The sequence below is a fragment of the Billgrantia lactosivorans genome, assembly GCF_003254665.1.
Classification (GTDB): domain Bacteria; phylum Pseudomonadota; class Gammaproteobacteria; order Pseudomonadales; family Halomonadaceae; genus Halomonas; species Halomonas lactosivorans.
In genome coordinates this window covers 130,527-151,549 of the sequence record NZ_QHGY01000002.1, presented here as the reverse complement: position 1 = coordinate 151,549, position 21,023 = coordinate 130,527, and the positions used below count along the sequence as shown (strand labels likewise).

Genomic DNA, 21,023 nt, shown 5'->3' with positions numbered 1-21,023 from the left:
GACAACGCCCCGGCCTGGGCCGGGGCGTTTGCCTGCCGAGCCGACGCCACTGGGCGTCGGAAAAGGGCTCACACGCCGAGGTAGTCGAGGATGCCCTCGCCGGCCTCGCGCCCCTCGTACACGGCGGTGACCACCAGGTCCGAGCCGCGCACCATGTCGCCGCCGGCAAAGATCTTCTCGTTGGTGGTCTGGAAGCGATAGGCGCCCTGCTCCGGCGCCAGCACGCGACCGCGCTCGTCGAGTTCGATGCCGAAGCGGTCGAACCAGGGCGCCGGGCTCGGCTGGAAGCCGAAGGCGATGACCACGGCGTCGGCGGGCAGGATCTCCTCGGAGCCCGGCACCACCTCGGGACGCTGGCGGCCGTTCTCGTCGGGCTCGCCCATGCGCGTGCGCACGACCTTGACGCCCTCGACCCGGCCCTCGCCGACCACCGCCACCGGCTGACGGTTGAACAGGAACTCGACGCCCTCCTCGCGGGCGTTGGCCACCTCGCGCTTGGAGCCCGGCATGTTCTCCTCGTCGCGGCGGTAGGCGCAGGTCACCGTGGCCGCGCCCTGGCGGATCGCCGTGCGGTTGCAGTCCATGGCCGTGTCGCCGCCGCCCAGCACCACCACCTTCTGCCCCTCGAGGGAGACGAAGTCGGCCGGGTCCTTCTCGAAGCCGAGGCAGTGGTTGACGTTGGCGATCAGGTAGTCGAGCGCCTTGTGCACGCCGGGCAGATCCTCGCCGGGAAAGCCGCCGGTCATGTACTTGTAGGTGCCCATGCCGAGGAACACCGCGTCGTACTCGGCGAGCAGCGTGTCGAAGTCGACGTCCTTGCCCACCTCGACGCCCAGGCGGAACTCGATGCCCATCTCCTCGAACACCGCGCGGCGCCGCTCCATCACCGTCTTGTCGAGCTTGAACTCGGGGATGCCGAAGGTCAGCAGGCCGCCGATCTCGGGGTACTTGTCGTACACCACCGGCCGCACGCCGTTGCGTACCAGGATGTCGGCGCAGCCGAGCCCCGCCGGGCCGGCGCCGACGATGGCGACCTTCTTGTCGGTCCAGGTGACCTGGGACATGTCGGGACGCCAGCCCATGGCGAAGGCGGTATCGGTGATGTACTTCTCCACCGAGCCGATGGTCACCGCACCGAAGCCGTCGTTGAGCGTGCAGGCGCCCTCGCACAGACGGTCCTGCGGGCACACCCGCCCGCACACCTCGGGCAGCGAGTTGGTCTTGTGCGACAGCTCGGCGGCTTCGAGGATGTTGCCCTCGGCGACCAGCTGCAGCCAGTTGGGGATGTAGTTGTGCACCGGGCACTTCCACTCGCAGTAGGGGTTGCCGCAGTGCAGGCAGCGGTGCGACTGGCTGGCCGCCTCCTGCGGCTTGAACGGCTCGTAGATCTCGCCGAACTCGCGCGAGCGGGTCCGGGCATCCTTCTTCTGCGGATCCTGACGCCCCACGTCGATGAACTGGAAGTCGTTTCTGGTCAAACGGTTGGCCATACTCGTGTCTCCTGGAATTCCGGCTTACTCGGGACGTCTGCGCGATTCGTCGAGCAGGCTGTTCAGGCTCGCCGCCTTGGGCTTGACCAGCCAGAAATGGCGGGCGAAGTCGCTGAAGTCGTCGAGTATCTCGCGCCCGCGGGCGGAGCCGGTCTCGGCCACGAACTCCTCGATGATCTCCCGCAGGTGACGCCGATAGGCCTCCATGGCCTCGGTATTGACCCGGTGGATCTCCACCAGCTCATGGTTGTAGCGGTCGACGAAGGAGCGGTCCTCGTCGAGCACGTAGGCGAAGCCGCCGGTCATGCCGGCGCCGAAGTTGACGCCGGTCTCGCCGAGCACGCAGACCAGGCCGCCGGTCATGTATTCACAGCAGTGGTCGCCGGCCCCTTCGATCACCGCATGGGCGCCGGAGTTGCGCACGGCGAAGCGCTCGCCGGCGGTTCCGGCGGCGAACAGCTTGCCGCCGGTGGCGCCGTACAGGCAGGTGTTGCCGATGATCGCCGTCTTGTGGCTCTCGAAGCGGCTGCCGCGCGGCGGCACCAGCACCACCTTGCCGCCGTTCATGCCCTTGCCGACATAGTCGTTGGCATCGCCCTCGAGATAGAGGTTGAGACCGCGGGCGTTCCACACGCCGAAGCTCTGCCCGGCCACGCCGGTGAAGCGCAGCGTGATGGGGGCGTCCTCGAGGCCGGCCTCGCCGTGGTGCTTGGCCACCGCGCCCGAGGAGAGCGCCGGCACCGAGCGGTCGCAGTTGGTGATGGCGAAGGTGAACTCGCCGCCGCTCTTGTCGGCGATGGCCTGCTCGATGGCGGCCAGAACTTCCTGGTTCTTGGCGCCGGGGTCATGCGGCACGTTGCGGCTGACCTGGCAGAACTGCGGCGCGTCGGCCGGCACGAAGTCGTTGGCCAGCAGCGGCGTGAGGTCGAGCTTGCGCTGGGAGGCGGTATCGCCCTCCAGCACCTCGAGCAGGTCGGTGCGACCGATCAGGTCGGTCAGCTGGCGCACGCCCAGCATCGCCAGCAGCTCGCGCACCTCCTCGGCGATGAAGCGGAAGTAGTTCTTGACCATGTCGACGGTGCCGCGGAAGTGCTCGTCGCGCAGATACTGGTGCTGGGTGGCCACCCCGGTGGCGCAGTTGTTGAGGTGGCAGATGCGCAGGTACTTGCAGCCCAGGGCCACCATCGGCGCGGTGCCGAAGCCGAAGCTCTCGGCGCCGAGGATCGCCGCCTTGACCACGTCGAGACCGGTCTTCAGGCCACCGTCGGTCTGCAGGCGGATCTTGTCGCGCAGGCCGTTGATGCGCAGCGCCTGGTGCACCTCGGGCAGACCCAGCTCCCAGGGGCTGCCGGCGTGCTTGATCGAGGTCAGCGGGCTGGCCGCGGTGCCGCCGTCGTAGCCGGAGACGGTGATCAGGTCGGCATAGGCCTTGGCCACGCCGGTGGCGATGGTGCCGATGCCCGGCTCGGAGACCAGCTTCACCGACACCTGCGCTTCGGGGTTGACCTGCTTGAGGTCGAAGATCAGCTGCGCCAGGTCCTCGATGGAGTAGATGTCGTGATGCGGCGGCGGCGAGATCAGCGTCACGCCGGGCACCGAGTAGCGCAGCCGCGCGATCAGCTCGTTGACCTTGCCGCCGGGCAGCTGGCCGCCCTCGCCGGGCTTGGCGCCCTGGGCCACCTTGATCTGCAGCACCTCAGCGTTGACCAGGTAGGCCGGGGTGACGCCGAAGCGGCCCGAGGCGATCTGCTTGATCTTGGAGGAGCGGATGGTGCCGTAGCGCGCCGGGTCCTCGCCGCCCTCGCCGGAGTTGGAGCGGCCGCCGGCCTCGTTCATGGCCTGGGCCAGCGCCTCGTGCGCCTCCGGCGACAGCGCGCCGAGCGACATGCCGGCGCTGTCGAAGCGCGGGAGCAGCGTGTCGACCGGCTCCACCTCGTCGAGCGGCAGCGGCGTCTCGGCGGCCTTGAGCCCCAGCAGGTCGCGGATGGTCGCCGCCGGACGCTCGTTGACCAGCTGGGCGAATTTTTTCCACTTGCGGTAGTCGCCCTCCTGCACGGCCTCCTGCAACGCCTTGATCACGTCGGGGTTGTAGGCGTGGTACTCGTGGTCGTGGACGTACTTGAGCAGGCCGCCCTGGGCGATGCCCTTGCGCGGCGTCCAGGCGTCGCGCGCCAGCAGTTCCTGCTGCAGCTGCAGCTCGCTGAAGCCGGTGCCCTCGATGCGCGAGGCCATGCCGGTGAAGCACAGCTCGACCACCTCGGAGGAGAGCCCCACCGCCTCGAACAGCTGCGAGCCGCGGTAGGAGGCGAGCGTCGAGATGCCCATCTTGGAGAGGATCTTGTAGAGCCCCTTCTGCATGCCCTTGCGGTAGTTCTCGCGGGCGTCGGCCGGGTTGCCGGTGAGCTCGCCGGTGCGGTGCATGTCGGCCATCACCTGGTAGGCCAGCCACGGGAACACCGCGGTGGCGCCGACCCCGAACAGCACCGCCATCTGATGGGCGTCGCGGGCATAGCCGGTCTCGACCACGATGTTGGCCCGCGGGCGCAGCGCCAGCTTGCCGAGGTGATGGTGCACCGCGCCCACGGCGAGCGCGGCATGGATCGGCAGCTGACCCTGCTCGAGGCTGGCGTCCGACAGCACCAGGATCACCTTGCCCTCGTGCACCGCGGCCTCGGCCTGGCGGCACAGTTCGAGCAGCGCAGCCTTGAGCCCCATCTGCTCCGGGTCGTAGCCCAGGCTCAGGCGGTGATGGGAGAAGGCTGGGTCGTCCTGCTCGAGCAGCGCGGTGAACTTGCGCGGCGACAGCACCGGCGTGGTCAGGATGATGCGGTGGGCGTGCTCGGGGGTGGCCCTGAAGACGTTGAGCTCGGCACCGATGCAGGTCTCCAGCGACATCACGATCGACTCGCGCAGCGGGTCGATGGGCGGATTGGTGACCTGGGCGAACTTCTGGCGGAAGAAGTCGGTCAGCAGGCGCTGCTTGCGCGACAGCACGGCCATGGGCGTATCGTCGCCCATGGAGCCCACCGCCTCCTGGCCGCTCTCGGCCAGCGGGCGCAGCACCTGGTCGCGCTCCTCGAAGCTGACCTGGAACATCTTCTGCCAGGTCTTGACCTGCTCGGCGTCCATGTTCTGGAAGCTGGCCAGCTCGGTCAGCGCCGACTCCAGGTAGTGCGCCTCCTCCTTCAGCCAGCGCTTGTAGGGGTAGGCCGACTGCAGGCGCTCGTCGATGTCCCGGGTGTGCAGCACCTCGCCGGTCTGGGTGTCCACGGCGAGGATCTGGCCCGGGCCGACGCGACCCTTGGCCACCACGTCCTCGGGCTGGTAGCCGTAGGTGCCGATCTCCGAGGCCAGGGTGATGTAGCCGTTCTTGGTGATCACCCAGCGCGCCGGGCGCAGGCCGTTGCGGTCGAGCATGCAGATCGCCTGGCGGCCATCGGTCATGACCACGCCGGCCGGGCCGTCCCACGGCTCCATGTGCATGGAGTTGTACTCGTAGAAGGCACGCAGCTCGCCGCTCATGGTCTCGACGTTCTGCCACGCCGGGGGCACCATCATGCGCACCGCCCGATGCAGCTCCATGCCGCCCATCAGCAGCACTTCGAGCATGTTGTCCATGCTCGAGGAGTCGGAGCCCACGGTGTTGACGATCTCGTCGAGCTCGGCGATGTCGGGCAGCCGCTCGTTGACGAAGTTCTCCTTGCGCGAGTTCGCCCAGCTGCGGTTGGCCTCGACGGTGTTGATCTCGCCGTTGTGGGCCAGCAGGCGGAACGGCTGGGCCAGCGGCCAGCGCGGCTCGGTATTGGTGGAGAAGCGCTGATGGAAGACGCAGATGGCGGTCTCGAGACGCTCGTCGCCGAGGTCGCCGTAGAAGGTCGGCAGGTCGACCGGCATCATCAGGCCCTTGTAGGAGATCACCCGGGACGACAGCGAGCAGACGTAGAAGTCCTCTTCGTCACGCAGCATCTGCTCGGCGCGGCGGCGCGCCATGAACAGGTCGACGTCGAAGCGCGCGGCATCGCCGAGCTTGCCCGGTTCGACGAACAGGTGACGGATGCGCGGCAGGCAGGCACGCGCGATGGGGCCGCAGCAGGAGGCGTCCACCGGCACCTCGCGCCAGCCGCGAATCACCAGGCCGCAGGCCCGCAGCTCGCCCTCGAGGATGCCGCGCGCCCGCGCTTCCTTGGCGTCGTCGTCGGGCAGGAACACCGCGCCCACGGCAAACTGCTCGCCGAGGTCGACGCCGAGCGCCTCGGCGGCGACCTCGCGCATGAAGCCCTCCGGCATCTTGAGCAGCAGGCCGCAGCCGTCGCCGGTCTTGCCATCGGCGGCAATGCCGCCACGATGGGTCATGCAGGTGAGCGATTCGATGGCAGTACGCAGCAGGTCGTGGCTGGCCTGTCCCTCCATGTGCGCGATCAGGCCGAATCCACAGTTGTCGCGGAACTCGCCTGGATGATGAAGGCCTTGGTTCATGGGCGTGCCTCAAGAAAGTCTATTGACCAGACGGCAGTGCTTATGTATTCTATTGGGTTTTCTTTTTATTTTTCCTGCCAGCAGTAGCCTGGTGCCGTCACGAGAAAAAGGACGCCCAGCATAGACACTTTCCCCCGCATCGCGCAATCTCCCGGCCGCAGCACCTCCCCAAAACCTCCACGAAATCCGCAACTTGCTGGACAAGGCAAAGCAAAAAAAACCATCATCTCAAGGACTTGCGCGACACATAAACGGTTTTCAAACGACGCCGCCTCAATATGCGACTTTAGTCTAATTTTGCCCGTTTCCCCCATACCGATCCGGCATGAGGCATGCGAATTTGATGCCGCCAGCTTGGCCAGGCACCCCGCCGCACTCGCAGCGTGCGCATGAAAAAGCCGCATGAATCGCTTCGTGCGGCCTTGTCGTGGGGTTTCGACCGGTCCGAGGGACCCGGCTGGCAGGTCAGCGCCGGGGGAAGGTGGCCAGCAGCGTCTCGAGCAGTGGCTGAGGGGTCTCGTCGTGGACCACCGCCCGGCCCAGCGCCTCGAGCAGGACGAGGCGCAGGCGCGCGTCGACGTTCTTCTTGTCCAGGCGCATGCGGGCGAGGAAGTCCTCCACTCCCATGTCGGCGGGGGCCGCCAGCGGGAGGCCGGCGGCGGCGATGATGGCGGCGGTGCGCTCGACGTCGGCGCGTGACAGCCAGCCGAGGCGCTGCGACAGCTCGGCGGCCATCAGCATGCCGGCCCCCACCGCCTCGCCGTGCAGCCACTTGCCGTAGCCCTGGTGCGCCTCGATGGCGTGGCCGAAGGTATGGCCGAGGTTGAGCAGCGCGCGCACCCCCTGCTCGGTCTCGTCCTCGGCGACGATCTCGGCCTTGAGCCGGCAACTGCGTTCGATGGCCCAGGCCAGCGCCTGGGGCTCCAGCGCCCGCAGGGCCGCCATCTCTGCCTCGAGCCAGACCAGGAACTCGATGTCGCGGATCAGCCCGTACTTGATCACCTCGGCCAGCCCCGCCGAGAACTCCTTGGCCGGCAGGGTGGCCAGGGTATCGGTGTCGATCAGCACCGCCCGCGGCTGCCAGAAGGCACCGATCATGTTCTTGCCCAGCGGGTGGTTGACGCCGGTCTTGCCGCCCACCGAGGAGTCCACCTGGGAAAGCAGCGTGGTGGGCACCTGGATGAAGGCGACGCCGCGCTGGTAGCAGGCGGCGGCGAAGCCGACCATGTCGCCGATCACGCCGCCGCCCAGGGCGATCAGCGTGCAGCGGCGATTGAAGCCGGCCTCGAGCAGGGCGTCCCAGATGCGGCCGACGCTGGCCAGGGTCTTGGTCGCCTCGCCGTCGGGCAGGATCAGCTCGCGAACCTCGGCGTCACTCGGCAGGCCCGCGCGCAGCCGCGCCAGGTAGTGAGGCGCCACCGTCTCGTTGGTGACGATCATGACCTGGCGTCCGGCCAGGTAGGGCGCCAGCCAGGCGGGGTCGCCCAGCAGCCGCGCGCCGATATGGATGGGATAGCTGCGCTCGCCCAGCGCCACCTGCAGGCTTCGCCGGGTCGGGGAAGGTTCGCTCATGGACATGGTTCAGGCCTTGGCTTGTAGGGGATCGACCAGACGCTGCACGCGGCGCACGATCTCGTTGACCACGGCGCGGGGGCTGCGCCGGTCGGTCCGCACCACAATATCCGCCGTGGCACGATAGAGGGGGTCGCGCAGCTCGAACATCTCGCGCAGCACCTGCTCGCGATCGGGGCGCTGCAGCAACGGGCGGTTGCGGTCCTTGGCGACGCGCTTGAGCTGCTGCTCGACGGTGGTGTACAGGTAGACCACGGTGCCCCGCTCGCGCAGGCGCCGGCGGTTCTCCTCGCGCAGTACCGCGCCGCCGCCGGTGGCGAGGACCACGCCCTCGAGGGCGGTCAGCTCCTCGATCATCTGCACTTCGCGCAGGCGAAAGCCCGCCTCGCCCTCGACGTCGAAGATCCAGGGAATGTCGGCACCGCAGCGGGCCTGGATCTCGTGGTCGCTGTCGAGGAAGTCGCGGGAAAGCTCGGCCGCCAGAAGGCGGCCGATGGTGCTCTTGCCGGCCCCCATGGGGCCGACCAGTATCAGATTGGGCAAGTCCTGCATCAGCGAATCGCCAGGCCGTCCTCGAGTATCCGTGGAGTGATGAACACCAGCAGCTCCACTTTCTGGTTGCTCGACTCATTGTACCGGAAAAGCCTACCCAGCACAGGCAGGTCGCCGAAGAACGGCGTCTTGGCCAGGCGGCTGAGCTGCTCGGTGGTAAGGATGCCGCCCAGCACCACCGTCTCGCCGTTGTCGACCAGCACCTGGGTCTCGATGCGGTTGGTGTCGATCGGCGGCGCCTGGCCCGCCGCGGCCTCGCGGAAGCTGTCGTTCTTGATCACCAGGTCCATGATGATGCGGTTGTCGGGAGTGATCTGCGGTGTGACCTCGAGCGACAGCTCGGCCTCCTTGAACTCGGTCTGCGGCACGTTGCCCTCGCCGATGGACTGGTAGGCACGCTCTTCGCCCTGGATGATGGTCGCCTTGCGCTGGTTGGCGGTGATCACCCGCGGCTGCGAGATGGTCTGGCTCTTGTTCTCGCTCTCCAGCGCGCGCAGCTCCAGGTCGAGCAGGATGTCGCCCGAGAGGTAACCGAAGCTGAAGCTGGTCATGGGGTTGGCGCTGCCCAGGTCGACCGCCAGCCCGCCGCGCTCGAAGCGACTTCCGGTGGGGTCGTCGAACTCGCCGGTGAACTGGCCGCGGCTGTCGCGCTGACCCGTGAGGCCGTCGCCGAAGCCGGCGATCGGCGTGCCGCTCGAGGCGCCGCCCAGGTTGAAGCGACTGCCGCCGCCGGAGGCCCCCCAGTTGACCCCCAGCTCCTGGGTCACGCCGTCGCGGGCGATGACGATACGCGCCTCGATCTGCACCTGGCGCACCGCCACGTCGAGCTGGTCGAGGGTGGCGAGGATCTCCTGGATCTGGTCGGCGGTGTCCTGGATCAGCAGCATGTTGGTGCGCGCGTCCACCGCCACCCGGCCACGCTCCGAGAGCAGCCCGAAGCCCTCGCCGCCTCGCAGCAGCTGGGCCAGGTCCTCGGCCCGGGCGTACTTGACCTGGACGTACTCCGACTCCAGCGGCGCCAGCGTCTCGGCCTGGGCCCGCGCCTCGAGCTCCTGGCGCTCGATGTTGGCCAGCTCGCCGGCCGGCGCCACCACGATCACGTTGCCTTCCTGGCGGCTGGCCAGCCCGTGGCTCTTGAGCACCAGGTCCAGCGCCTGGTCCCAGGGCACATCCTCCAGGTTGAGGGTCACCTCGCCGGTGACGCTGTCGCTGGCGACCAGGTTGAGGCCGGTGAAGTCGGCGATGATCGCCAGCACCGAGCGCACCTCGATGTCCTGGAAATTGAGCGTGATGCGCTCGCCGGTATAGGGGAACTGCTGGCGTACGCGCTGCTCGCGCTCCTGCTGCGTGACCGGCTGGGCCTCGATGGTGAGCTGCCGCCCGCTCTGGGTGGAGAGCATGGCGTACTCGCCGCTGCCTTCGATGTCCAGGGTGACCCCGTCGCGGCCGGCGCGCGGCGTGATGCGCCGCAGCGGGGTGCCGAAGTCGCTGACGTCGAGGACCTGGTTGTGCGCCTCGGGCAGCTCGACGCCGCTGAGTTCGGCGACGATACGATGGCGGCCCGACTCCCGCACGCGGGCATCGACCCCGGCACGGTCGAAGGTGACGATCAGGCGGCCGGCACCCTCCTCGCCGCGGCGGAAGTCGATATCGCTGATGGACGGCACGCTGCGGGACGCCGCCTCGGATGCCGGCTCGGACGGCGCCGTGGAAGCGGGCTCGGCACGCGCCGCCGGGGCGCCGTCGGCGGACGCACTGCCGCCGATGGCCAGCCGCAGCCGGTCGCCCTGCTGCACCGTGTCGTAGGGCAGCGGGCCTTCCATGTTGAACACCAGGCGCGTGCGCGAACCGGCTTCCAGCGCCGTGACCTGCTCGACGCCGCCGATCCCCAGGTCGATACGGCGCTGTTCCAGCGCGTTGGTCGTGTCCGCCAGGTCGATGGTCAGTCGCGCGGGCTCGTCCAGCCGATAGCCGCGGACCTCGGGCACCCCGCCACTGAAGCTCAGGTCGACCAGCAGCTCACCGCGCTCGCCCTGGCGGAAGTCGAGGTCGGTCAGCGCGGTTGCCGCCAGGACAGGCATCGCCGTCAGCGCCAGGCAGAGTGCTCCCAGTGTGCGAATCACGTCTTTCATCGTTACCTACTCCTGCCTGTTACCCGCGCCCTGCCACGAGCTACCGCGATGTTCTCAGCGCCGCGTCTCTTCCAGCGCCATGTGAGTCGTGCGTTCCGTCCAGCCGCCTCCGCCGGTGGGCACCAGCTCCACCAGTTGCACCGTCGAACCGGTGATGCTGACGATCCGGCCATGGTTGCGGCCCAGGTAGTTGCCGGGGCGCAACCGGTGCACCTCGCCCTCCGGCGCCCTGACCAGGGCGTGTGTCTGGCCGCCCATGGTCAGGATGCCCACCAGCCTCAGCGCGTCGAGATCATACGCCTCGAGCGGTTCGCGCTCACGCTCGAGATCGGGCGCCAGGTCGCTGTCGCCAGCCGGCGCCCCCTCCGGCTCCGGCAGCTGGGGGCGGAACGGGCTGCGGCGATCGCTGGCCTGATAGGGCACCGGCGCATAGCTGGGGATCTCCGGCATCTCGAGCACTCGCGGCGCCCCCGGGTTGGCACGGATGTCGTTCAGCCGACGGTCGAGCTCGCCCAGCCGGGGATCGGCACAGCCCGCCAGCAGCAGGCCGGCCGCCAGCGCCATGGCCTGACGCATCATGGCGGCGCCTCCTCGTCGGCCCGGGATCGATAGCTGTAGGTGCGCGCCAGCATCGACAGGCGCAGGCGATCGCTGCCCTCCACCGGCGCCAGCACGAAATCGTGCAGTGTCACGATACGCGACAGCGACGCGACGCTGGCGAGGAAGCCGGCGATGTCATGGTATTCGCCCTCCACCTGCAGGTCGAACGGGCGCTCGACGTAGAAGTCGCGCTCGACGGTGCTGCGCAGACGAATGAAGTCGATGCTCAGGTGGTGATCGAGGGCGCTCTCGCTGATGCTGTCGATCAGCGAGGGAATCTCGGCACCGGAGGGCAGCATCGCCATCAGCTCGTCCATGCGTGCCTCGAGGCTGGCCATCTGCTCGAGCATGTCGGGCAGCCGCGCGGCCTGGGCGGCGCGGTTGCGATAGTCGAGCAGCAGCCGCTCCTCCTCCGCCTCGGCGAGACGCAGCTCGGCCGCCTTGGGACCGGCCAGGTACCAGTGCGCGGCGGCAAAGGTCAGGCCCAGCACCAGCAGGCAGCAGAGCCACTGCAACAGCAGCGGCCAGGAACCCGACTCCTTCAGGTCCAGCCCGCGCCAGTCGAGCTCGCGGAGGCGGCGCATCTCGGCCCGCAGGTTCATGGCTCGTCCTCCTCTCGCGCCTGGGGAGGCGACACGCCTTGGGTGAGCTGCGTCACGCCGAGGCTGAAGCGGCGCCGCTCACCGCCGTCGGCCTCCACCTCCGACAGCACCGGCTCGGAGAAGGCGGGCGAACCGTCCAGCGCCCGCATCTGCTCCGAGACACGGTGATTGCTCTCGGCGCGACCGGTCAGGCGCAGCTGGTCGCCCTGGCGGCTCATCTGGGTGTAGTGCACGCCGTCGACCAGGCTCAGGGTGAGGTCACGAAAGACCCGGACCGTCTGCGAACGCCCCTGCTGCAGGTCGCTGAAGACCTGGACCTGGCCGATCATGCGCTCGCGGATGGCCTCGTACTCGCCGATCGAACGGATGTCGCCGTCGAGCTGCTGCATGCGCTCCTCAACATGGGCATTGCGCTCGCGCTGAGCCGCCAGCGCGGCATCGTAGTGGTAGGTCAACCCCAGGCCGCCCGCCGCTCCGAGCAGCGCCATGACCGCCAGGGCCAGGTAGAAGCGCCGGCTGCGGCGCGCCCGCCGCTGCTCGCGCCAGGCCAGCAGGTTGATTTCGATGGTCATGCCGGCGACCTCATTGCCAGCCCGCAGGCGGTCACCATGGCCGGCGCATCGCTGGCCAGGGTCTGGACGTCGATGCGCGCGTTGATCCTCATGCGCAGGAAGGGGTTGGCAATGACCACCTGCATCGCGCTCTCGCGGGCGAGCCGCTCTGCCAGGCCGGGAATGACGCTGGAGCCGCCGGCCAGCACCATGCGCCTGACTTCCTGCTTGCGCCCCGCGGTGTAGTAGAGCTGCAGCGAACGTCCGACCTGCTGGACCAGGGTATCGATGAAGGGCTCGAGCACGCTGGTCCGATAATCTTCCGGCAGGCCGCCACGCTTCTTGGCCAGGCCGGCCTCCTCCAGCGTCAGCCCGTAGCGGGCACGGATCTCCTCGGTGAGCTGGCGCCCGCCGAACACGGTGTCGCGGCTGTAGACGATGCGCCCGCCGCGCAGCACGTGAAAGGCGTTCATGGTGGCGCCGATGTCGACCAGCGCCACGCAATCGTCGTCGCCGGCGGCCGGCGGCAGCTGCTGGCGCAGTTCGCCGAAGGCGCGCTCCATGGCGAACGTCTCGACATCCACCGCCGCCGGCGACAGGCCGGATTGCTGCAGGGCATCGGTGAGCTGGTTGACGTCCTGCTGGCGGCAGGCGACCAGCAGGACGTCCTGCTGGTCGCCGTAGCGGGCGTTGAGCCCCAGGCGCTGGAAGTCGAAGGCCACCTCGCTGAACGGAAACGGAATGTGCTTGTCTGACTCGAGTTGAATCCGCGCTTCGATCTCGTCATCGTTGAGCGATGCGGGTAGGGTCAGGGTCTTGGTGATGGCCGCGCTGGCCGGTACCGCGGCCGCGGCCAGCCGCGAGGAGGGCCGCGCGCTCTCGACCGCGCGCCGCAGCGCATCGGCCACCTCGCCCATGTCGCGGATGCGTCGCTCGACCACGGCGCCTTCGCGCAGGGGCCTGACGGCATAGCTTTCGATCTGGTAGTGGGAGCCGATTCGCTTGAGCTCGATCAGCTTGACCGTTGCCGAGGTGATATCGACACCGATGAACCCCTTGCCGGAGGGTCTGAGTCGCATCAATCGTTGCCCTTGCGTAAGCCGTCGCGATAATTGCTGGTTACCATCTTGCTCTTGTATGCCTGCTGCGCCTGAGCGAGGGGACTGATAAAGACCATACTCGCATGACCAGGAATGAGGTTACATGATATTTCGCCAGCGCACACAAAGATGGACGGCGTGCTGCCTCAACGCTGGTGGCGAGCGGCTCGGGTTCTCTATAATGGCCACCACGCCAGTGAAGGCTCTCTTTCATCGCCATTCCCTTCCTGCTCTCACCACGGATAACGCCCTTTCATGAAGTGGATCAAGACTCTGGTTTTCTCGGCCTTCTGGCTGCTGGTGTCGCTTTCCGCCGCGGCCCTGCTCAGCGTCGCCGGCGCGGCACTGTACTTCTCCCCTGGCCTGCCCGACGTACGCCAGCTGCAGGACTTCGAGCTGCACACCCCGCTGCGCATCTTTACCCGTGACGGCAAGCTGATCGGCGAGTACGGCGATGAGCGGCGCATGCCGGTCACATTCGACGAGATCCCCGAGGACTTCCTGCTGGCCCTGCTGGCCGCCGAGGACGCCTCCTTCTTCGATCATCGCGGCGTCGACCCCAAGGGTCTGGCGCGCGCCGCCGTGGAACTCGTCTCCAGCGGCGGCGACATCCAGTCGGGGGGCTCCACCATCACCATGCAGGTGGCGCGCAACTACCTGCTGACCCTCGACCGCACCTTCACGCGCAAGATCCGCGAGATCCTCCTGGCCCTGCAGATGGAGAAGATCCTGTCCAAGGAGGAGATCCTCGAGCTCTACGTCAACAAGATCTTCCTCGGCCATCGCGCCTACGGCATCGCCGCCGCCGCGGAGGTCTACTACAACAAGCCGCTCGACGAACTCACCCTGGCGCAGAAGGCGATGATCGCCGGCCTGCCCAAGGCGCCCTCGTCGTTCAACCCGCTGGCCAATCCGGAGCGCTCGCTGATCCGCCGCAACTGGATCCTCTACCGCATGCGCGAACTCGGTCACATCGACCAGGAGACCTACGAGGCGGCCGTGCAGGAACCCACCACCGCCCGCCGCTACGTGGCGCAGGTCGAGGTGGATGCGGACTACGTGGCGGAGATGGCACGCCAGTACGCCCTCGAGCGCTTCGGCGAGGACGCCTACACCGGCGGCTACCGCATCCACACCACCCTGGACAGCGAGCTGCAGCCCTTCGCCCGCCAGGCCCTGGCGCGCGGCCTGATCGACTATGACACTCGCCACGGCTGGCGCGGGCCGGAGGAGCGCGACATCCCGGCCAGCCTCGCCGAAGCGCAGGAGCGTACCGAACGCCGCGGCCTGGAGGAGGAGCTCGACGAATCCCCCGAGATCATGCAGACCGCGCGCCAGGCCGCGGAGCGCAGCCAGACCCGCGTCGAAGGCATCGAGGGCGACGTCAGCAACTGGCTGCGGGTGCTCGAACGCACGCCGGGCTTCGGCCCCCTGCAGCCCGCCATCGTGGTCGAGAGCGAGGGGCGCGAGATGCGCGTGCTGAGCGGTGAGGGCGAGCTCGTCACCCTCGACTGGGAGGGGCTCTCCTGGGCGCGCGAGTACCGCAGCCCGCGGGCGCGCGGCGCCGAGCCGACCTCGGCCGCCGAGATCGCCGACACCGGCGACCTGGTGCGGATCCTGCAGCGCGAAGACGGTAGCTGGCGGCTCTCCCAGCGCCCCGACGCCGAAGGTTCGCTCGTCGTGATGAACCCCACCGACGGCGCCATCCTCGCCCTGCAGGGCGGCTTCAGCTTCAATGCCAGCAAGTTCAACCGCGCCGTGCAGGCGCAGCGCCAGTCGGGCTCGATCTTCAAGCCCTTCGTGTTCCTCGCCGCGCTGGACACCGGCCTGATGACCGCCTCCTCGGTGGTCAACGACGCGCCGGTGGTGATGCAGGACGGCAGCAACGAGATCTGGCGGCCGGTCAACTCCAGCGGCGACTTCCTCGGTCCGATCCGGCTGCGGGTCGCCCTGGCCATGTCGCGCAACCTGGTGACGATCCGCATCCTGCAGACCCTGGGCCTCGACAACACCATCGACTACCTGGAGGGCTTCGGCTTCAGCCCGAACCGGCTGCCCCACGGCCTGTCGCTGGCGCTGGGCAGCGCCGACCTGACGCCGCTGGAGATGACCAACGCCTACGCGGTACTGGCCAACGGCGGCTTCCAGGTTGCCCCCTGGTTCATCGAGCGCATCACTCGCGGCAGCGACGAGCAGGTCATCAGCGAGGCCCGGCCGGCGGTCGCCTGCCGCGACTGCCGCGAGGGCCAGACCGAAGTGGAGATCGACGGCAAGCGCTACGAGGTGGCGCCGAGGGTCGCCGACCCCACCGCCGTCTACATCCTGCGCGACATGCTGCGCGACGTGATCGAGAGCGGCACCGGACGCGCCGCCCTGTCGCTCGATCGCGACGACGTGGTGGGCAAGACCGGCACCACCAACGGCTTCCGCGACGCCTGGTTCGCCGGCTACAACGACGACCTGGTCGCCACCGTATGGATCGGCAAGGACAACAACGAATCGATCGCCGAGTACGGCGGCAACGCCGCCCTGCCGATCTGGATCGACTTCATGGGCAACGCCCTGGAGGGTCGCCCCGAAGCCAGCCCGGAAGAGCCCGAGCAACTGGTCAGGATGCGCATCGACGAGCAGACCGGGCGACGCCTGGCCGACGGCCAGCCCGGCGGGATCACCGAGATCTTCCACCCCGACTACCTGCCCGACATGGAGCCGCGCCGGGTCGAGCAGGAGATCGAACAGCGCAGCGGCTCGCAGGGCACCGGCAGCTACGAGGCGATCTTCTAAGCGAAAGGTACGCCAGGGGGCGGCAGGGACGCCGCCTGCCGTCTTGCCAACCGCCAGACAGCCGCCCATCGAGGCGGCCCGTTACCGGGACAACAGGACAGGTTCGTTGCCATGCCACGACTGACCCCATGGAGCCTCATAGGCCTGATGCTCTTGCCGGGCGCCGCCCTCGCCGCCAGCGTGTTCTATGCACCTCCCCCACCCGAGGAGGACAGCCCCACCTTCAGCGGCGAAGCCGAGCTCGGCTACACCCACCTCTCCGGCAATACCGACAGCCAGACCCTGATCGGCAAGAGCCGGCTGACCTGGCTGACGGGGCGCCTGACCCACACCCTGCGCGGCGAGGTCCGCAACGTGGCCCGCGACGGCGAGACCAGCGCCGAGCAGTACCTGCTCTCGGGGCGGGAGCGCTACGATTTCGACGGGCCGCACTACCTGTTCGGCTTCGCCCGCTGGGAGAAGGACCGTTTCAGCGGCTACGACCAGCAGGTCACCACCATCGGCGGCTACGGACGCGACGTCATCGATACCGACCGGCACCGCCTCTCGCTCGAAGGCGGCCCCGGGTTTCGCCATGATCGGGTCGAGGGCGAAGAGAACGACAGCCTCGGCGTGGCCTACAGCGCCCTCGACTATCAGTGGACGCTCTCCGATTACTCGAACGTGCGCCAGGAGTTGTCGGTGGAGGCGACCGACGAGAACACCACCTCGCGCTCGGTATCCTCGCTCACCGCCCGGCTCAACTCGCGCCTGTCGCTGCGCCTCTCCCACGAGATCAAGCACAACTCCAACCCGCCCGAGATCGCCGACGCCCGCACCGACCACACCAGCAACGTGACCCTGCTGTACACCTGGTGAGGCCGCGACATGCCACGTCTGAACGCAGCGCGCCGGCCCTTGGGCCGGCGCGCTTGCATGTGGCGTGGAATTCCCGGCCTCAGCCGCCGTAGACGTCGTCCACCGTCTTCAGGGGGTAGTGGGCCGGGTAGGGGCGGCGCGCCACGCCGGAGTCCACCGCCGCCTGGGCCACGGCCGCGGGGATGCGCTCCAGCAGGCGCACGTCGACCGGAGTGGGAATGATGTACTCGGGGCCGAACGTCATGTGGTCACGCTCGTAGGCGTCGAGCACCGCCTGGGGCACCGGCTCCCGCGCCAGGTCCTTGAGCGCATGGACGGCGGCGATCTTCATCTCCTCGTTGATGCGCGTGGCGCGCACGTCCAGCGCCCCGCGGAAGATGAAGGGAAAGCCCAGCACGTTGTTGACCTGGTTGGGGTAATCGGAGCGCCCGGTGGCCATGATGACGTCGGGCCGCGCCTCCCGCGCCACGTCGGGATGGATTTCCGGGTCGGGGTTGGTGCAGGCGAAGACGATGGGGTTCGGCGCCATCTTGCGCATGTGCTCGGCGGTCATCAGGTTGGGCCCGGAGAGCCCGATGAAGACGTCGGCGCCATCGATGGCGTCGTCCAGCGTGCGCTTGTCGGTTTCCACCGCGAACATCGCCTTGTAGGGGTTGAGCCCCTCGCGGCCGGCGTGAATCACGCCGCGCCGGTCCAGCATCACCAGGTTCTCCGAGCGGGCGCCACAGGCCACCAGCAGCTTCATGCAGGCGATGGCCGCCGCCCCGGCCCCCAGGCAGACGATCCTGGCCTCCTCGAGGCGCTTGCCGGCGATCTCCAGAGCGTTGAGCATGCCGGCCGCCGTGACGATGGCGGTGCCGTGCTGGTCGTCATGAAAGACGGGGATGCTGCACTGCTCGATCAGCGCCTGCTCGATCTCGAAGCACTCGGGCGCCTTGATGTCCTCGAGGTTGATGCCGCCCCAGGTATCGGCAATGCGGGCCACGGTGTCGATGAACGCCTGCGGGCTCTCGGCGTTCACTTCGATGTCCACCGAGTTGATGCCGGCGAAACACTTGAACAGCACGCCCTTGCCCTCCATGACCGGCTTGCTCGCCAGCGGGCCGAGGTTGCCCAGGCCGAGGATGGCGCTGCCGTCGGAAATCACCGCCACCAGGTTGCCCTTGGCGGTGTAGCGGTAGGCGTTCTCCGGGTCGCGCGCGATCTCGCGCACTGGCTCGGCGACACCAGGACTGTAGGCAAGGGAGAGATCACGAGCGGTAGCGGTGGGCTTGGTCAGCTCCACGGAGAGCTTTCCGGGGATGGGCTTGGCGTGATAATCCAGCGCTGCCTGCTTCTTGGCGTCTGTCATGCTGAGAATCCGGTATCCATACTTGGGGAAGGGCCACCTACAATATAGAAAAACCTTCCATTACTCAACAGCCGCCCCGTTCGGCGCTTTTGAACGCTCGTTCGACGCCTTTCGCCACCATTTGCTGCAACTTATGCCAGGCGCCACCTCCATAACCCTTTCCTTATCGCAGCCGCCCGCCGCCATCTTCCGACACAAACAGAAAACCCGCCATGTCGGCGGGTTTTCCAGCGTTGCGTGACCGCAGCGGGAGCGAATCAGCCACGCTTGATGGCGGCACCGAAGCGCTTGTTGAAGCGCTCGACACGACCGCCGGTGGTCGCCTGCTTCTGCTTGCCGGTGTAGAAGGGGTGGCACTGGGAGCAGACGTCCAGCGACAGGTCATGGCCGGCGGTGGTGCCGACCTCGAAGGTGGCACCGCAGGAGCAAGTCGCGGTGACCATCTTGTAATCCGGGTGAATACCTTGTTTCATCTTGAGCCTCATGGAGCGGTATGCCGCCACCTGATCCATTGCCAGGCACCGCATACGGGGTTGTCTGTCGTCGCTATTCGTCAAGTCGTTCAACCAACCGGTAGCCGCCAGGCCTGCCTCGAGAGCCAGGCGCCACGACGGCCGGACATTCTAGCAGAGTCGATGCCGGAGGCCAATTGCCCGATCCCTTCCCACCGCCGCCGCGCGTGCTGCGCGTGGCGGTGCCCACGCCGCTGAGACGCCTGTTCGACTATCGCCCGGGCCGCGAGGCCCCGCCCGGAGGGTGGCGCGCCGGGCTGCGAGTGCGCGTGCCGTTCGGCCGCCGCCAGGTCGTCGGCGTGGTAATGGAGTGCGGCGAGCGCAGCGACTTCCCGCTGGAGCAGCTGAAAGCGGTGGAGGCCTGGCTGGACGCCGAGCCGCTGCCCGAGGACTGGCTGTGGCTGTGCCGTTTCACCGCGCGCTACTACCAGCACTCGCTCGGCGACACGCTGCACCAGGCGATGCCCGTGCTGCTGCGCCAGGGCCGCCCCCTGGCCGGGCGCATGCGCGAGCGCTGGCAGGCCCTGCCGCCTCCCGGCGAGGACGACGCACGCCTGCGCAGGGCGCCGCGCCAGGCCGAACTGCTGGCCATGTTGCGCCAGCACCCGCACGGCTTGCCTACGCAAGCGATAGTGGCCCAGGGCTTCTCCCGCGAGCAGCTGCTCGCGCTGGTGGCGAAGGGGCAGGTCGCTCGGCACGAGACGCCGCTGACCGCCGCCGAGCCAGCCACCGCCGGGCTGCTCGCCGAACCGGCGCTGCCGCTCAATCGCGAGCAGGCCCAGGCGCTGGCGGCCATTCATGAGCGTCTCGACGCCTTTCACCCCTGCCTGCTGCACGGGGTCACCGGCAGCGGCAAGACCGAGGTCTACCTGCAATTGATCGAGGCCGTGGTCGCCCGCGGCCGCCAGGCGCTGCTGCTGGTGCCCGAGATCGGCCTGACGCCGCAGACCCTGGCCCGCTTCCGCAGCCGTTTCCGGGTCCCCGTGGTGGCGCTGCACTCGGGACTCACCGACAACGAGCGACTCGACGCCTGGGAGGCGGTGGCCAGCGGCCGGGCGCCGATCGTGATCGGCACCCGCTCGGCGATCTTCACGCCGCTGGCGCGACCCGGCGCGATCATCGTCGACGAGGAGCACGACGGCTCGTTCAAGCAGCAGGAGGGGCTGCGCTACCATGCCCGCGATCTCGCCGTGGCTCGCGCCAAGCATCACGCCATTCCCCTCGTGCTGGGCAGCGCCACGCCATCGCTGGAGAGCCTCTACCACGCCGAGCGCGGCAACTACCGCCACCTGCGCCTGACCCAGCGCGCCAGCCGCCATGCCCCGGCCCGGCTGGAGCTCATCGACCTGCGCGGCCGGCCGCGCCAGGGCGGGCTGATCCCGCCGGCGATCGAGGCGATCCGCGAGACCCTCGCGGCCGGGCATCAGGTGCTGGTGTTCATCAACCGCCGCGGCTTCGCCCCCACCCTGGCCTGCCACGCCTGCGGCTGGCTGGCCGACTGCGACCACTGCGACGCCCGCATGACCCTGCACCGCCAGCCGGCGGTGCTAGCCTGCCACCACTGCGACAAGCACCGCCCGGTGCCGGACGCCTGCCCCGAGTGCGGCAGCGCCGACCTGCGCCCGCTGGGCAGCGGCACCGAACGCACCGAGGAGACCCTGGCGGCGCTCTTCCCCAAGCTGCCGGTGCATCGCATCGACCGCGACAGCACACGCCGCCGCGACGCCTTCGAGCAGGTGCTCGGCGAGATCAGGCGCGGTGCGCCCTGCCTGCTGGTGGGCACCCAGATGCTGGCCAAGGGGCACCACCTGCCCCACGTCACCCTGGTGGTGGTGGTCAACGCCGACGCCGGGCTCTACGCCAGCGACTTTCGCGCCCTGGAGCACAGCGCCCAGCTGCTGGTGCAGGTGGCGGGCCGCGCCGGGCGTGCCTCACACCCGGGACGCGTACTGGTGCAGACCCTGCACACCGACGACCCGCACCTGCGGCTGCTCGCCGGGCGCGGCTACGATGCCCTGGCCGAGCAGCTGCTTGCCGAGCGCCGCGCCGCCGCCCTGCCCCCCTTCCGCTTCCTCGCCCTGCTGCGCCTCGAGAGCCCCCGCGAGGAGACGGCCACCGCCCTGGGCCGCGAAGCGGCGGCCATGCTGCGCCAGTGGAACGCCGGCCACGCCCCCGACGTGAGCTGCCTGGGGCCGGTACCGGCGCCCATGGAGCGGCGCCAGAACCGCTACCATGTCCAGCTGATGCTCAGCGCCGGGCGGCGCAGCCAGCTGCACGCCGCCTGTGCCCGCCTCACCGCCTGGCTGGAGGCGTGCCCCGAGGCGCGCCGGGTGCGCTGGTCGCTGGACGTCGACCCGCAGACCCTGAGCTGAACGCGGCCTTTAAAGCGTCGGCACAATTGCCGATAATGGCCGACCAGCCCAACTTTCGTGGCCGCGCCTTT

The 21,023-nt window shown here is 68.7% G+C and carries 14 protein-coding genes; 3 read left to right on the top strand and 11 right to left on the bottom strand.

All coding sequences use genetic code 11. The annotated features are described in order from the left end of the window. Positions 1-68 precede the first annotated feature (68 nt). From DIS04_RS06255 to pilM, 9 genes are all read right to left on the bottom strand, one after another. Positions 69-1,490 (bottom strand): FAD-dependent oxidoreductase, encoded by a 1,422-nt coding sequence (locus DIS04_RS06255; RefSeq protein ID WP_111412925.1) that lies wholly within the window; start codon positions 1,488-1,490, stop codon positions 69-71. Positions 1,491-1,514: 24 nt separating this feature from the next. Next, on the bottom strand, positions 1,515-5,966 hold the full coding sequence (gltB, locus tag DIS04_RS06250; protein WP_111412924.1) for a glutamate synthase large subunit: 4,452 nt from the start codon (positions 5,964-5,966) through the stop codon (positions 1,515-1,517). A gap of 465 nt (positions 5,967-6,431) precedes the next feature. Then, positions 6,432-7,538, bottom strand: a complete 1,107-nt coding sequence (gene aroB / locus DIS04_RS06245; protein WP_422667608.1) for a 3-dehydroquinate synthase — start codon at positions 7,536-7,538, stop codon at positions 6,432-6,434. A 9-nt stretch (positions 7,539-7,547) separates the two neighbouring features. Beyond that, complete coding sequence (gene aroK, locus DIS04_RS06240; RefSeq protein WP_111412922.1) at positions 7,548-8,090, bottom strand: shikimate kinase AroK; 543 nt, start codon at positions 8,088-8,090, stop codon at positions 7,548-7,550. Next, a complete protein-coding gene (locus DIS04_RS06235; protein ID WP_111412921.1) occupies positions 8,090-10,222 on the bottom strand; it encodes a type IV pilus secretin PilQ in 2,133 nt (710 codons plus the stop codon). The genes aroK and DIS04_RS06235 overlap by 1 nt, the downstream gene beginning before the upstream one ends. Before the next feature lie 54 nt (positions 10,223-10,276). Beyond that, positions 10,277-10,801: a pilus assembly protein PilP gene (locus DIS04_RS06230; protein WP_111412920.1), complete on the bottom strand. Its 525-nt coding sequence runs from the start codon at positions 10,799-10,801 to the stop codon at positions 10,277-10,279. Then, positions 10,798-11,424 carry a type IV pilus inner membrane component PilO gene (locus tag DIS04_RS06225; RefSeq protein WP_111412919.1) on the bottom strand — a complete coding sequence of 209 codons (627 nt, stop codon included), beginning with the start codon at positions 11,422-11,424 and terminating at the stop codon, positions 10,798-10,800. The genes DIS04_RS06230 and DIS04_RS06225 overlap by 4 nt, the downstream gene beginning before the upstream one ends. After that, positions 11,421-11,996, bottom strand: coding sequence for a PilN domain-containing protein (locus tag DIS04_RS06220; protein WP_111412918.1), 576 nt, complete (start codon positions 11,994-11,996; stop codon positions 11,421-11,423). Before DIS04_RS06220 ends, DIS04_RS06225 begins: the two co-directional genes overlap by 4 nt. After that, the gene (gene pilM, locus DIS04_RS06215; RefSeq protein ID WP_111412917.1) at positions 11,993-13,054 is read right to left on the bottom strand and encodes a type IV pilus assembly protein PilM; all 1,062 of its coding nucleotides are present in this window, start codon (positions 13,052-13,054) and stop codon (positions 11,993-11,995) included. Before pilM ends, DIS04_RS06220 begins: the two co-directional genes overlap by 4 nt. Before the next feature lie 276 nt (positions 13,055-13,330). Here pilM and DIS04_RS06210 point away from each other — a divergent pair, with 276 nt between their 5' ends. Together DIS04_RS06210 and DIS04_RS06205 are read left to right on the top strand one after the other, a co-directional pair. After that, a complete protein-coding gene (locus DIS04_RS06210) occupies positions 13,331-15,859 on the top strand; it encodes a penicillin-binding protein 1A (protein ID WP_111412916.1) in 2,529 nt (842 codons plus the stop codon). Positions 15,860-15,970: 111 nt separating this feature from the next. Further along, positions 15,971-16,717: a DUF481 domain-containing protein gene (locus DIS04_RS06205; RefSeq protein WP_111412915.1), complete on the top strand. Its 747-nt coding sequence runs from the start codon at positions 15,971-15,973 to the stop codon at positions 16,715-16,717. 79 nt (positions 16,718-16,796) lie between these two features. Here DIS04_RS06205 and DIS04_RS06200 read toward each other — a convergent pair whose 3' ends face one another. After that, complete coding sequence (locus DIS04_RS06200) at positions 16,797-18,068, bottom strand: malic enzyme-like NAD(P)-binding protein (RefSeq protein ID WP_111412914.1); 1,272 nt, start codon at positions 18,066-18,068, stop codon at positions 16,797-16,799. A 257-nt stretch (positions 18,069-18,325) separates the two neighbouring features. Then, the gene (gene rpmE / locus DIS04_RS06195; protein ID WP_111412913.1) at positions 18,326-18,541 is read right to left on the bottom strand and encodes a 50S ribosomal protein L31; all 216 of its coding nucleotides are present in this window, start codon (positions 18,539-18,541) and stop codon (positions 18,326-18,328) included. 176 nt (positions 18,542-18,717) lie between these two features. Here rpmE and DIS04_RS06190 point away from each other — a divergent pair, with 176 nt between their 5' ends. Continuing rightward, a complete protein-coding gene (locus tag DIS04_RS06190) occupies positions 18,718-20,952 on the top strand; it encodes a primosomal protein N' (protein ID WP_111412912.1) in 2,235 nt (744 codons plus the stop codon). The last annotated feature ends 71 nt before the right edge of the window (positions 20,953-21,023 follow it).

Coding starts and splice junctions, on each gene's coding strand:
- DIS04_RS06255 (WP_111412925.1), bottom strand. CDS start 1,490: ATGGCCAACCGTTTGACCAGAAACGACTTCCAGTTCATCGACGTGGGG.
- gltB (WP_111412924.1), bottom strand. CDS start 5,966: ATGAACCAAGGCCTTCATCATCCAGGCGAGTTCCGCGACAACTGTGGA.
- aroB (WP_422667608.1), bottom strand. CDS start 7,538: ATGAGCGAACCTTCCCCGACCCGGCGAAGCCTGCAGGTGGCGCTGGGC.
- aroK (WP_111412922.1), bottom strand. CDS start 8,090: ATGCAGGACTTGCCCAATCTGATACTGGTCGGCCCCATGGGGGCCGGC.
- DIS04_RS06235 (WP_111412921.1), bottom strand. CDS start 10,222: ATGAAAGACGTGATTCGCACACTGGGAGCACTCTGCCTGGCGCTGACG.
- DIS04_RS06230 (WP_111412920.1), bottom strand. CDS start 10,801: ATGATGCGTCAGGCCATGGCGCTGGCGGCCGGCCTGCTGCTGGCGGGC.
- DIS04_RS06225 (WP_111412919.1), bottom strand. CDS start 11,424: ATGAACCTGCGGGCCGAGATGCGCCGCCTCCGCGAGCTCGACTGGCGC.
- DIS04_RS06220 (WP_111412918.1), bottom strand. CDS start 11,996: ATGACCATCGAAATCAACCTGCTGGCCTGGCGCGAGCAGCGGCGGGCG.
- pilM (WP_111412917.1), bottom strand. CDS start 13,054: ATGCGACTCAGACCCTCCGGCAAGGGGTTCATCGGTGTCGATATCACC.
- DIS04_RS06210 (WP_111412916.1), top strand. CDS start 13,331: ATGAAGTGGATCAAGACTCTGGTTTTCTCGGCCTTCTGGCTGCTGGTG.
- DIS04_RS06205 (WP_111412915.1), top strand. CDS start 15,971: ATGCCACGACTGACCCCATGGAGCCTCATAGGCCTGATGCTCTTGCCG.
- DIS04_RS06200 (WP_111412914.1), bottom strand. CDS start 18,068: ATGACAGACGCCAAGAAGCAGGCAGCGCTGGATTATCACGCCAAGCCC.
- rpmE (WP_111412913.1), bottom strand. CDS start 18,541: ATGAAACAAGGTATTCACCCGGATTACAAGATGGTCACCGCGACTTGC.